This is a genomic window from Rhizobium sp. NZLR1b, from assembly GCF_019685155.1.
Lineage (GTDB): Bacteria > Pseudomonadota > Alphaproteobacteria > Rhizobiales > Rhizobiaceae > Rhizobium.
Genome location: NZ_JABDWC010000013.1, coordinates 64,910 through 77,066, shown reverse-complemented (window position 1 = coordinate 77,066; position 12,157 = coordinate 64,910). Strand labels below are relative to the sequence as shown.

Sequence of the window (12,157 nt, the reverse complement as noted above, 5' to 3'; positions counted from 1 at the left end):
GATGGCATAGAGGTCGGAAACCGGCAAACAAAAAGGCCCTCCGGAGAGGGCCTTTCAAGGGGCGGCAGGCCGGAGGTCAGTGGCCGCCACCGCCTCCCCCGCCTTGCGGCGCAGGTTTCTTGATCATGGCGACACCGAGGATCATCGCAACGAAAAGCGCGGTCAGGATGAGGAACACGTCGCTGAAAGAGAGGACGATCGCCTGCTTGGTGGCCAGACCGACCATCTGCTTGATCGCGACCGAGGCGCCATCCATGCCATAGGTGTTGAAATTGGCGGTCATGTTGTTCATCTGGTCGATCGCCGCCGGATTGCCCCAGTCCATATTCTCCCGCAGCCGTTCATAGTGCACGTCCTGTCGGTTGGTGAGCACGGTGTTGATGACGGCAAGACCGACGGCGCCGCCGAGGTTTCTGGTCAGGTTGAACAGGCCGGATGCGCCGCGGATGCGCGACGGCGGCATCGTGCCGAGTGCGATATTGTTGATCGGCACCATGCACATCATCAGCCCGAAACCGCGCAGGATCTGCGGGATGAACAGTTCGTAGAAATCCCAATCCGCCGTCAGGTGAATCATGATGTAGGTACCGGCGGCGAAGCTGGTGAAACCGATCACCATCATCAGGCGCAGGTCCATCTTCGTCGACAGCTTGCCGGCGATCGGCGCGGTGAAAAACATCGCAAGCCCGGAGACGAACATCGTCTGGCCGATCATCAGCGAATCATAGCCGCGGATGCGTCCAAGATAGACCGGGTAGATGTAGGTGAGGCCATAGAGGCCGATGCCCATGACGAAGGAGAAGATCGAGCCGAAGGAGAAATTCCGGTTCGAAAAGGCCTTGAGGTCGACGACGGGGAACTCCACCGTGAAGGCGCGATAGAAGAAGATGATGGCCGCAACGCACGAGGCGACGGCAGCGATGGCGATGGAGCTGTCGTTGAACCAATCGTTCGAATTGCCCTCTTCGAGCACATATTCCATCGCACCGAGGAAGATGCCCATCGAGAAAAGCCCCCACCAGTCGAACTTCTTGAAAAGCGACAGTTCCGGCTTGTCGAAATCGATGAAGTTCCAGGTGACGATCGTGACGATGATGCCGGGAACGATATTGACGAGGAACAGCCAGTGCCAGGAAAAGGCATGGCTGAGATAGCCGCCGACGGTGGGGCCAATGGTCGGCGCCAGCGTCGCGATCAGGCCGATGATCGGCGAAACGATGCTGCGCTTCGACGCCGGAAAGATGGTGAAGGCGGCCGCGAAGACCGACGGGATCATGCCGCCGCCGATAAAACCCTGGATGGCCCGGTAGACGATCATCTGGTCGATATTCGTCGCCGTCGCCGCAAGCGCGCTCGCCATGGTGAACCCGGCAGCGGAGATTGCGAAGAGATAACGCGTCGAGATGATGCGCGCCAGCGTGCCCGAAAGCGGAATCATGATCACTTCGGCGATCAGATAGGCCGTCTGCACCCAACCGACTTCGTCGCTGCCGGCCGAGAGGCCGGCCTGGATTTCGGCAAGCGAGGCCGAGACGATCTGGATGTCGAGGATCGACATGAACATGCCGAGCACCATCGCGAAGAAGGCGATGAGCTTCCTCGGATCCATGTGATCCTCGGCGTGGGCGGGCGCTGCCGGAATCGTCCCTGCTGTTGCTGTCGCACTTCCGGCCATCGGACCACCTCCGCCTTTTCTAAAGGCTTACTTGCTCGGCGCCGTGCGGGTGTCGACGTCGACGACGACGCTGAGGCCGGCGCGCAGACGCCCGCTGTCGAGCGCATCCTGCGGCAGCGCGATGCGCACCGGCACGCGCTGGATCACCTTGGTGAAGTTGCCCGTGGCATTTTCCGGCGGCAGCATCGAAAAGACCGAGCCGGAAGCCGGCGAGATCGATTCGACGGTCCCGACCACAGGATGATCGCTATAGGCATCGACATGGACGTTGACCTTCGAGCCGGGCACCAGATGCTGGATCTGCGTTTCCTTGAAGTTGGCGTCTATATAAAGCCGGCGCACCGGAACAAGCGCCATCAGACGCTGACCGGGAGAAACGAGATCGCCTTCCTGAACCGAGCGGTTGCCGACGATGCCGTCATAAGGTGCCTTGAGCACGGTGAAGGACAGGTCGCGGGCGGCCTTGTCGCGCGAGATTTCCAGCGAACGGACCGAGCCTTCGGCCTCCTTGCGTTGGGCCTGGAGAATGGTGATGTTAGCCTGCGCAGCAGTGATGTTGGCATCGCCGCCGGCAAGATTGGCCTTGGCCTGGTCGAGAGCGATATTGGCATTATCGAGATCGGCGGCGGTGCCGACCGACTTCGCCTGCAAATCGCTCTGGCGCTTCTGGGTGATCTCGGCACCGCGAACGGCCGCTTCGAGTGCCACCTTTTGCGCCCGCGCCTGCACGAGGCTGGCATTGGCGCCTTCGATCTGCGCGTCAATGCGCTGCAGCGAAAGCTGTTCAGTGGCGATCTGGGCCTCGGCCTGATCGAGGGCGTTCTGATAGTCGCCGTTATCAAGCGTGGCAAGCACGTCGCCCGCTTTGACTTCCTGGTTGGCGACTACATTCACTTTCGCGACGTAGCCCGTGACCTTCGGCGAAATCGTTGCAATATCGCCCTCGATATAGGCGTCGTCAGTCGACACCATGAAGCGGCCGTTCGTCCACCATTCGTAACCATACCAGCCGCCGCCCGCGAGAAGAGCGAGAACAAAGATCGGCAGCACCGGGCTGCGGCGCTTCTTCGCAGCTGCAGCGGCCGGAGCCGGCGCCGACTGCGCAGGCGCAGATGGCATCTCGCGGGCTTCCGCCGTCGGAGCTTCTGCAACGGCCGCGACTTCAGCAGTGGCCTCTTCGGCTCCGGCGTTTTCGCTAACGATCCGCGCGACGCTGCTTTTCTGGTTGCTCGACATGGCCACTTTACCGATCTTGGAGTAAGTAATCGAACTGAACGGTTCGGTTCAGTTGACTTAAACCTGTTTTACCGTCATATCAAGATGTATAGAACCAATCGGTTCGATTTCTTTTAAAGAAAAAACGAAACCGTGAACACGGTTAAGGATAAATGACGCTGAAACCCGACCACGCCGCCGTCTTCAGCCCTCCCGTTGGAGGAGGCCGATTTGCTGCGGGCGAAGATCCGGCCAAGCGTCAGCAGATTCTCGCCGGCGCCAAGCGCGTCTTCATGAAGATGGGTTTCGACGCCGCCAGCATGAACGACGTGACGCGCGAGGCCGGCGTCTCCAAGGGAACGCTCTACGTCTATTTCACCAACAAGGAAGAATTGTTTTCGGCGATGATCGAGGCCGAGCGCGCCGCCTTCGTGGCGGCCGTGCGCACGGCGCTTGCCGAACATGACGATCCCGAAGCCGGTCTGTACGAATTCGGGGTGAGCTTCGTCACCCATATGACCGATGAAAAGGTCATCAGTGCCATGCGCACCGTTCTTGGCGTGCGCGACCGCATGCCGGTGCTCTGCCAACGCTTCTTCAAGGGCCCGGAAAACCTGCGCACCATCATGCGCGACTTCCTGGAACGGCACATCGCCGAAGGCAGGCTCGAAATCGACGATATCGATCTGGCCGCCGGCCAGTTTCTCGACCTCGCCAGCGGCAGTTTCTTCAAGCTCCGCCTGTTCGGAAGCATGGAAGAGCCGCCGCATCGCGACGAAATCGAGCGCGTCATCTGCGGCGCAATCCGGGTCTTCATGGCCGCCTACGGCGCGCGCCAGCACGAGACCGTCTGATCCACCTTTGGCCCCACCGTTGACTGCCGCGCTCCATCGGCCAGAATCCCGCAATAGCGATCAAATCCGGATACCGGCTTTTCGTTAAGGAAGAAGCCGCAACCAGGAGATTGAGAATGAGCGCCGTCGGACGGGCGATCTGGTTCATAGAGAGCCATTTCGAAAACGATCTGTCGCTGGAAGAGATATCGGAAGCAGCCGGATTGTCGCGTTACCACCTGTCGCGCGTCTTCGGGCTCGTTACCGGCCACTCGATCAGCAGCTACATAAGAGGGCGGCGCCTCAGCCGCGCCGTGCCCGCATTGATCGGCGGTTCATCCACCATTCTCGAGGTTGCGCTTTGTGCGGGCTATGGCTCGCACGAGGCTTTCACCCGCGCCTTCCGCGACCAGTTCGGCGTGACGCCGGATGCTGCGCGTCGGCAAGGGCACGCCCGTAACCTTGTCCTGCTGGAGCCAATCAGAATGGACCCCACCCACCTCAACGACCTCGAACCGCCCCGCCTCGAAACCCTTCCGCCGATGCTGTTTGCCGGCTTGCAGGAAACCTACCCCCATGGCGGCAACGCCGCCATCCCGTCTCTCTGGCAGAAGTTCAATGCCCATTTCGGCCATATCTCGGGACAGAAAGGCAATGTCGCCTACGGCATCTGCACCCATATCGACGGCGAGGCGGAGATATTCCGCTATATAGCCGCGGCCGAAGTCGCCGATGCCGGTGATCTGCCGGCGGATTTTGCCACACTCAAGCTTCCCGGCCAACGTTACGTCGTCTTTGCCCACCGCGGCCATGTCTCCGGCATTCCCGCGACCATGCACAGGATCTTCGGCACATGGTGGCCGACCTCGGGCCTGGAACATGGCGAGACGCCCGACATGTTCGAACGCTACGATGAGCGCTTCGACCTCCATACAGGCATGGGCGTCACCGAAATCTGGCTGCCGATCAGAGCATGATGCCGAAAGTGTGAGCGGTTTTCTCATGACATCATGCTCTAACTCTTTAATTTAGAACAGTATTCAAATTTAAGGCCGACCCGGCCTTAAATCATCCTGTTCTAGGGAATAAAAGTCACAACGATTTCGTATACCCCCTTGCGGCGCTTGCGTAGCAGGCTACCGACACTACATTGCGCGCGTCATTCACGCATGTGACGCAAGAGGGATATACGCTTATGCAGGGAATCATGACGCTTATTCAGGATCCGGCCGCCTGGGTGGCGCTCATCACGCTGGTGGTGATGGAGGTCGTTCTCGGGATCGACAACCTGATCTTCATTTCCATTCTCACCAACAAACTGCCGCCCGAGCACCGGGAGAAGGCTCGCAAGATCGGCATCGGTCTTGCGCTCGTCATGCGCCTGGCACTCCTCGGCACCGTCGCCTGGATCGTGCAGCTGACCGAACCGCTGTTCGAGGCTTTCGGACACGGCTTCTCCTGGAAGGATCTGATCCTGATCGCCGGCGGCTTGTTCCTAGTCTGGAAAGCCACCAAGGAAATTCACCACAGCGTCGATCCTATAGACCAGCAGGAGGATTTCATCGCGAAATCCACCACGACAGGCTTTGCATCGGCGATCGGCCAGATCCTGCTGCTCGACCTTGTCTTTTCGGTCGACAGCATCATCACCGCCGTCGGCATGACGCCGCATCTGCCGATCATGGTGGTCGCCGTCGCCGCCGCCGTTACCGTCATGCTGGTTGCCGCAACCCCGCTTGCCAACTTTATCGAGCGGAACCCGACGATCGTCATGCTGGCGCTCGCCTTCCTGCTGATGATCGGCACGACGCTAATCGCCGAAGGCATGGGCTTCCATGTGCCGAAGGGCTACGTCTACGCCGCCATGGCCTTCTCGGCGCTGGTCGAGGTGCTGAACATGTTTGCGCGCAATGCCCGCAAGCGCAAGCGGGAAGGCGCGCATTGAGGTTGAAGCGGGAAGGCGCGCCGAAAACCGGCGCGCCGCTCCTCAATGCCATCGGGCCTTTGCAGGCGTGGTTTTTCTTGACGCGCCCGGTTGAATATGGCCTAAGGCCAGCCGAACGGACGATTGGCGGATAGTGCGGGCGCATGCCCTTTTTCGGCCGGTTTGCCGATGAAGATATCTGCATCCTTCGGCCGAACGTCGCTTTCCCTGGAAAGCCGTCCGCCGTTCATTGACGGGCCATACCAATGACAACTTCCGGCGTCCGCGTCCGCATCGCTCCCTCGCCGACCGGCGAGCCGCATGTCGGCACCGCTTACATCGCTCTCTTCAACTACCTTTTCGCCAAGAAGCACGGCGGCGAGTTCATTCTGCGTATCGAGGATACCGACGCGACGCGCTCGACCCCGGAATTCGAGACGAAGGTGTTGGACGCCCTGAAATGGTGCGGCCTGGAATGGAAGGAAGGCCCGGATATCGGCGGTCCCTACGGCCCCTATCGCCAGTCCGACCGCAAGCCGATGTACCAGCCTTACGCCGAGGAATTGCTGGAAAAGGGGCATGCCTTCCGCTGTTTCTGCACCCCCGCGCGCCTCGAACAGATGCGCGAAACCCAGCGCGCCGCCGGCAAGCCGCCGAAGTATGACGGCCTCTGCCTCAACCTGACCGCAGAGGAAGTGACCTCGCGCATGGCAGCCGGCGAGACGACCGTCGTCCGGATGAAGATCCCGGCCGAAGGCTCCTGCGACTTCAACGACGGTGTCTACGGCGATGTCTCCATCCCCTGGGATTCCGTTGACATGCAGGTGCTGATCAAGGCCGATGGCATGCCGACCTATCATATGGCCAACGTCATCGACGACCATCTGATGAAGATCACCCATGTGGCACGCGGCGAGGAATGGCTGGCGTCAGTGCCGAAGCACATTCTGCTCTATCGCTATTTCGGCTGGGATCAGCCGGTCTTCATGCATCTCTCACTGATGCGCAATGCCGACAAATCGAAATTGTCGAAGCGCAAGAACCCGACCTCGATCTCCTATTATTCCGCGCTCGGCTATATCCCGGAAGCGCTGATGAACTTCCTCGGCCTGTTCTTCATCCAGATCGCCGAAGGCGAGGAGCTGTTGACGGTGGATGAGCTCTCCGAGAAGTTCGACCCGGAAAACCTCTCCAAGGCCGGCGCGATCTTCGACATCCAGAAGCTCGACTGGCTGAACGGCCGCTGGATCCGCGAGAAGCTGTCGGAAGAAGAGTTCCGTGGCCGCGTGCTGAGCTGGGCGATGGAAAACGATCGCCTGATGGCGGGCCTGCGCCTGTCGCAGACGCGCATTTCAAAGCTCGGCGAACTGCCCGACCTTGCCGGCTTTCTGCTGAAGTCCGATCTCGGCCTGCAGCCTTCCGACTTCGCCAAGATCAAGTCGCCGCCGGAAGAGATCCTGGAGATCCTCAACACCGTTCAGCCGGATCTCGAAAAGATCCTGGACTGGAATGTCGAGACGATCGAGGCGGAGCTGCGCGCGATCGCCGACCGCATGGGCAAGAAGCTGAAGGTCGTGGTCTCGCCCCTCTTCGTCGCTGTGTCCGGCTCGTCGCGTTCCCTGCCGCTCTTCGATTCCATGGCGATCCTCGGCCGGTCCGTCGTGCGTCAGCGCCTGAAGCTCGCCTCGCAGGCGGTCGCCGCCCTCGTTGGCTCGAAGTAAGAACAGTCAGAGGATTCCACAGTGGCTGACAACAAGACCGAAAACACCCTTTCCTCCGACGCGACTGAGGTGCGCGCCCAGAAACTGAAGCTGCTGCGCGAGCAGATCGGCGAGGTCTATCCGGCGCATTTCCACCGGACGATGACCAATGCCGAGCTCGGCGCCAAATACGAATCTCTGGAACCAGACGTCGAGACGCAGGACATCGTCACCGTTGCCGGCCGCGTTTATTCCTCGCGCAACTCCGGCATGTTCATGGACATCCACGACGCCGGCGGCAAGATCCAGATCTTCAGCCATAAGGATACGACGCCGGAAGAGGCCCGGGCGCTGCTGCCGATGATCGACATCGGCGACATCATCGGCGTCACCGGCATCGTACGCCGCACCAAGCGCGGCGAACTGACGATCAACGCTCAGAAGATCGAAATGCTGACCAAGTCGCTGTTGCCGATGCCCGAGAAGTGGCACGGCCTCTCCGACATCGAGCTGCGTTATCGCAAGCGCCATCTCGACATCATGACCAATGAGGATTCGAAGCTTCGCTTCCAGCAGCGCTCGAGGATCGTATCCGGCATCCGCCGCTTCATGGAGAATGACGGCTTCATGGAAGTCGAGACGCCGATGCTGCAATCGATCTATGGCGGCGCCACCGCCGAGCCGTTCAAGACGCATCACAACACGCTGAAGCTCGACATGTACCTGCGCATCGCGCCGGAACTGTTCTTGAAGCGCACGTTGGTTTCGGGCCTGACCGACAAGGTCTTCGAGATCAACCGAAACTTCCGTAACGAAGGCGTCTCTACCCGGCACAATCCTGAATTCACGATGATGGAATGTTACTGGGCCTATGCCGATTACGAGGACATGATGGACCTCGTCGAGCGGCTGTTCGAAACCCTGGCGCTCTCCATCCATGGCACGACGGAATTCGACTTCGGCGACAAGCGCCTGTCCTTCAAGGGGCCGTTCGAGCGCGTGCCGATGCCCGATGCCGTCAAGCACGCCACCGGCATCGATTTCATTGCGATCAAGACCGACGAGGAAGCCCGCGCCGCCGCCAAGGCAGCCGGCTTCGCGGTGGAGAAGGATTGGACCTGGGGCGAATGCCTCGCCTTCATCTTCGAGGAAAAGGTTGAATCGACGCTGATCCAGCCGTCTCACGTCACGCATTTCCCGAAGGACATCTCGCCCTTCGCCAAGGAAGTGCCGGGCGAGCCGCGGCTCGTCGAGCGCTTCGAGACCTATTGCAATGCCTGGGAACTCGGCAACGCTTTCTCGGAGCTGAACGATCCCGAAGAGCAGCGCCGCCGCATGGTCGAGCAACTCGAACAGGCGCATGCCCGCGGCGAAAAGGAAAAGCAGCTGGACGAGGAATTCCTCGATGCGATCGACCAGGGCATGCCGCCAGCAGGCGGCCTCGGCATCGGCGTCGACCGCCTCATCATGCTGCTGACCAACGCCCCGTCGATCCGCGACGTCATCCTCTTCCCGGCTCGCCGCAACAAGGCCGACTGACGGAAATAAAGTATCGAAACAAAATAAGCGGAGTGCCGGCCGGCGCTCCGTTTTTATGCCGCCGTTCAGTGGGTCTTGGCGGCTTCCGCCGGCGGCTCTTCGGCCGGTGCCTCCGCCACCACATCCGCCCCGCCGCTCTCCGCAGCAGGCACGGCCTTGCTTTCGGCCGCCGGTGCTGCGCCATGTGCGCCGCCTGCGACCTTCTTGCCCTTTTCCCCGTTTTTCGTGGAGCCAACGGCGACCGGATCGACGCAATCCTCGGGATCCTTGAAACCGGAACTGATCATGGCGATTTCGTCGGAGGGCATATCTATGCGCTCGCCGAAAAACAGCCCGTTTTTGCTGGCCTTTCCGTCATAATAGCGCGCCGTATACGTCTTGTCGTCGAGGCCGGGAACGGTCTTGTCGGGATGCGGGATATAGACGACGTCGGCGCCGATCGCTCGGCCGCGGATGTCGGCGCGCAATGTCGGGCCGTTCTCGTCGAGCACCACCACCTGGACCAGATCCGGCTTCTGCGCTTCGTAAACGGCCTGGGCGACCCGAAGCGCTGTCTTGACGCGCGTCATCCCGTCGGTCGGTTCGGTCTTGATGTATTTGCGCACCCAGATGTGGTCCTGCTTCCGGATCGTCACCAGGTTGATGTCGCTGCATTCGAGCCCGTAGCCACCACCGGCGGCACCCATCAGCCTGTCCTTGCCGACATAAACAGCCGCGCCGCCGGAAACGCCCGCCAGAAGAGCGACTCCACCGATGATGATTGCCAATTTCCGGGAAGGCCGGAACATGCGCAGTAAGGCCTTCACGCCAACTGCTCCGCCATCTGAAACTCCAACGCAGGACAAGTGCTGATAATGCTAAGGAAATGACGTTTCCGAAAGTTTAAGTGGGGGTGCAAAGCCTGCGCCATTTTGAGAAAACACCAAAAAAGGTCCGCTTTTCCCGGCCGCTTGCCACGGCCTGTTCCGCCATGCTCTAAACGCCCATGGCCTTCACGCTTCGCCAGGTTCAATATTTCGTCGCCGTCGCCGAACAGGGTTCGGTAACGCGCGCCGCACAGAACCTTTCGATCTCGCAATCCTCGGTGACGGAAGCGCTCAAGGAGCTCGAAACGGACCTCGGCGTTACGCTCTTCGAGCGCCACCCGCGCGGCCTGACGATCACCCATAACGGCCATCAGTTCCTGCGTCACGCGACGAAGATCCTCGCGTCCGTTTCCGATGCGCGCACCAGCTTCTCCGGCCAGCAAAGCGCCCTTTCCGGCACGCTGAACATCGGCGTCACTTCGCTTGTCGCCGGCTACGTGCTCTCCGACCTCCTGGCGCGATACCGGCGCGCCTGCCCTGGCATCGAGGTCAGCGCCATCGAGGACAATGGCGGCTACCTCGAACACCTCCTGGTCGGCGGCGAACTCGATGTCGCCGTCATGGTGATATCAAACCTGCGCGACCGCATGGCGCTGCAGGCCGAGATCCTCGAAACCTCGCCCTATCGGCTCTGGCTGCCGATGGGCCATCCGCTGGTCTCGGCCGAAATCATCTCGGTCGCCGACATTGCCCGCGAACCGCTGATCATGCTGACGGTCGACGAAATCGAGGAGAATACCGGCAAGCTGCTGTCAGCCCTCGGCGCCCGCCCGCATGTCGCCTTCCGCACCCGATCGGTGGAGGCGGTGCGCAGTCTGGTTGCCACGGGCGCCGGCGTGGCGCTGCTTCCCGATCTCGTGTACCGCCCGTGGTCGCTCGAAGGCGACCGCATCGAAAGCCGCGACGTCTCCGGTTCGCTGCCGGTCGTCCAGGTCGGCATGGTCTGGCGCAAGGGCTCCAGCCTGCCGCAGGCGGCACGCGATTTCGTCGGCATCGCCGAAAGTCTGCGCTCCGGCCGCATCCGCTGATATCGGAATTTCCGATAACACCTTTCTGATAAATGAATTTGCGAAAGCGGCCTTTTCGCGCCACCTTTTCATTCGGGAACAAACCGCCGCAAAAGTGGCACCAGACGGGGAGACGGATGATGACGCATCTCTTGAAATCCTGCACGGCAGCGCTTGCCTGCCTGAGCTTCGCGACGCAGGGCATCGCCGCCGAACCGCTGAAGGCGCTCGGCAAAGGCGAAGGTGCCGTCAGCATCGTCGCCTGGGCCGGCTATATCGAGCGCGGCGAAACCGACAAGAACTACGACTGGGTCACGGGTTTCGAAAAGGAGACCGGCTGCAAGGTTTCCGTCAAGACCGCCGCCACCTCGGATGAAATGGTATCGCTGATGAACGAAGGCGGCTTCGATCTCGTCACGGCATCGGGCGACGCCTCGCTCCGCCTCATCGCCGGCAAGCGGGTCCAGCCGATCAACACCAACCTGATTCCGAGCTTCAAGACCGTCGACGAGCGTCTGCAAAAGGGCCCGTGGTATACGGTCGGCGACGTCCATTACGGCGTGCCCTACCTCTGGGGGCCGAATGTGCTGATGTACAATACCGATGCCTTCAAGGACAAGGCGCCGACCAGTTGGAATGTCGTCTTCGAGGAGCAGACGCTGCCGGATGGCAAATCGAACAAGGGTCGCGTTCAGGCCTATGACGGCGCGATCTATATCGCCGACGCGGCGATGTATCTGATGGCGCACAAGCCGGATCTCGGCATCAAGGATCCCTACGAGTTGACCGAGGACCAGTACAAGGCTGCCCTCGATCTGCTACGCGGCCAGCGCAAGCTCATCTCCCGCTACTGGCACGACGCGATGATCCAGATCGACGACTTCAAGAACGAAGGCGTCGTCGCCTCTGGCTCCTGGCCCTTCCAGGTGAACCTGTTGCAGGCCGACAAACAGAAGATCGCCTCGACTTTCCCCGATGAAGGCGTCACCGGCTGGGCCGACACCACCATGCTGCACGCCGACAGCGAACATCCGAACTGCGCCTATATGTGGATGGAACATTCGCTGCAGGCCAAAGTCCAGGGCGATGCCGCGGCTTGGTTCGGCGCCGTGCCTTCGGTTCCCGCCGCCTGCAAGGGCAACGAACTGATGGGAGACGCCGGCTGCGCCACCAACGGCTTCGATCACTTCGACAAGATCAAGTTCTGGAAAACCCCGGTCGCCAAATGCACCACGCAGAGCGAATGTGTGCCCTATCATCGTTGGGTGTCTGATTATATCGGCGTGATCGGCGGGCGGTAATTGCGTCAAGCCCCTCACCCTAACCCTCTCCCCGCTTGCGGGGAGAGGGGACGTGCCCTGCGACAAGCCCTGCGAACGAAAGCAGCGCCACGTGTCT

At 60.9% G+C, this 12,157-nt stretch carries 10 protein-coding genes; 7 read left to right on the top strand and 3 right to left on the bottom strand.

Going from position 1 to position 12,157, the window contains the following annotated elements:
• Window positions 1–76: 76 nt before the first annotated feature.
• Both HJB84_RS19110 and HJB84_RS19105 read right to left on the bottom strand, forming a co-directional pair.
• Window positions 77–1,675: a DHA2 family efflux MFS transporter permease subunit gene (locus HJB84_RS19110; RefSeq protein ID WP_207581850.1), complete on the bottom strand. Its 1,599-nt coding sequence runs from the start codon at window positions 1,673–1,675 to the stop codon at window positions 77–79.
• A 27-nt stretch (window positions 1,676–1,702) separates the two neighbouring features.
• Entirely contained in the window at window positions 1,703–2,911 is a 1,209-nt protein-coding gene (locus HJB84_RS19105; RefSeq protein ID WP_207581851.1) for an HlyD family secretion protein, read from the bottom strand.
• Between the two features lie 152 nt (window positions 2,912–3,063).
• Here HJB84_RS19105 and HJB84_RS19100 point away from each other — a divergent pair, with 152 nt between their 5' ends.
• The 5 genes from HJB84_RS19100 to lysS all read left to right on the top strand — a co-directional run bounded on the left by HJB84_RS19100 (window position 3,064) and on the right by lysS (window position 8,886).
• Window positions 3,064–3,744, top strand: coding sequence for a TetR/AcrR family transcriptional regulator (locus HJB84_RS19100; protein WP_207581852.1), 681 nt, complete (start codon window positions 3,064–3,066; stop codon window positions 3,742–3,744).
• A 116-nt stretch (window positions 3,745–3,860) separates the two neighbouring features.
• Window positions 3,861–4,700, top strand: coding sequence for an AraC family transcriptional regulator (locus HJB84_RS19095; RefSeq protein WP_221116601.1), 840 nt, complete (start codon window positions 3,861–3,863; stop codon window positions 4,698–4,700).
• 218 nt (window positions 4,701–4,918) lie between these two features.
• Window positions 4,919–5,668: a TerC family protein gene (locus HJB84_RS19090; protein ID WP_221116600.1), complete on the top strand. Its 750-nt coding sequence runs from the start codon at window positions 4,919–4,921 to the stop codon at window positions 5,666–5,668.
• Between the two features lie 245 nt (window positions 5,669–5,913).
• Window positions 5,914–7,368, top strand: coding sequence for a glutamate--tRNA ligase (gltX, locus tag HJB84_RS19085; RefSeq protein WP_221116599.1), 1,455 nt, complete (start codon window positions 5,914–5,916; stop codon window positions 7,366–7,368).
• A 21-nt stretch (window positions 7,369–7,389) separates the two neighbouring features.
• Window positions 7,390–8,886, top strand: a complete 1,497-nt coding sequence (gene lysS / locus HJB84_RS19080; protein ID WP_221116598.1) for a lysine--tRNA ligase — start codon at window positions 7,390–7,392, stop codon at window positions 8,884–8,886.
• A gap of 65 nt (window positions 8,887–8,951) precedes the next feature.
• Here lysS and HJB84_RS19075 read toward each other — a convergent pair whose 3' ends face one another.
• On the bottom strand, window positions 8,952–9,692 hold the full coding sequence (locus HJB84_RS19075; protein ID WP_207581857.1) for a hypothetical protein: 741 nt from the start codon (window positions 9,690–9,692) through the stop codon (window positions 8,952–8,954).
• Between the two features lie 179 nt (window positions 9,693–9,871).
• Between HJB84_RS19075 and HJB84_RS19070 the strand changes: the two genes are divergently transcribed.
• Complete coding sequence (locus HJB84_RS19070) at window positions 9,872–10,780, top strand: LysR family transcriptional regulator (RefSeq protein WP_207581858.1); 909 nt, start codon at window positions 9,872–9,874, stop codon at window positions 10,778–10,780.
• A 119-nt stretch (window positions 10,781–10,899) separates the two neighbouring features.
• A complete protein-coding gene (locus HJB84_RS19065) occupies window positions 10,900–12,060 on the top strand; it encodes an ABC transporter substrate-binding protein (RefSeq protein ID WP_221116597.1) in 1,161 nt (386 codons plus the stop codon).
• Window positions 12,061–12,157 lie beyond the last annotated feature (97 nt).

What these genes read in the sequence shown, in the direction of transcription:
- HJB84_RS19110 (WP_207581850.1), bottom strand. Translation starts at nt 1,675, where the DNA reads ATGGCCGGAAGTGCGACAGCAACAGCAGGGACGATTCCGGCAGCGCCC.
- HJB84_RS19105 (WP_207581851.1), bottom strand. Translation starts at nt 2,911, where the DNA reads ATGTCGAGCAACCAGAAAAGCAGCGTCGCGCGGATCGTTAGCGAAAAC.
- HJB84_RS19100 (WP_207581852.1), top strand. Translation starts at nt 3,064, where the DNA reads ATGACGCTGAAACCCGACCACGCCGCCGTCTTCAGCCCTCCCGTTGGA.
- HJB84_RS19095 (WP_221116601.1), top strand. Translation starts at nt 3,861, where the DNA reads ATGAGCGCCGTCGGACGGGCGATCTGGTTCATAGAGAGCCATTTCGAA.
- HJB84_RS19090 (WP_221116600.1), top strand. Translation starts at nt 4,919, where the DNA reads ATGCAGGGAATCATGACGCTTATTCAGGATCCGGCCGCCTGGGTGGCG.
- gltX (WP_221116599.1), top strand. Translation starts at nt 5,914, where the DNA reads ATGACAACTTCCGGCGTCCGCGTCCGCATCGCTCCCTCGCCGACCGGC.
- HJB84_RS19070 (WP_207581858.1), top strand. Translation starts at nt 9,872, where the DNA reads ATGGCCTTCACGCTTCGCCAGGTTCAATATTTCGTCGCCGTCGCCGAA.
- HJB84_RS19065 (WP_221116597.1), top strand. Translation starts at nt 10,900, where the DNA reads ATGACGCATCTCTTGAAATCCTGCACGGCAGCGCTTGCCTGCCTGAGC.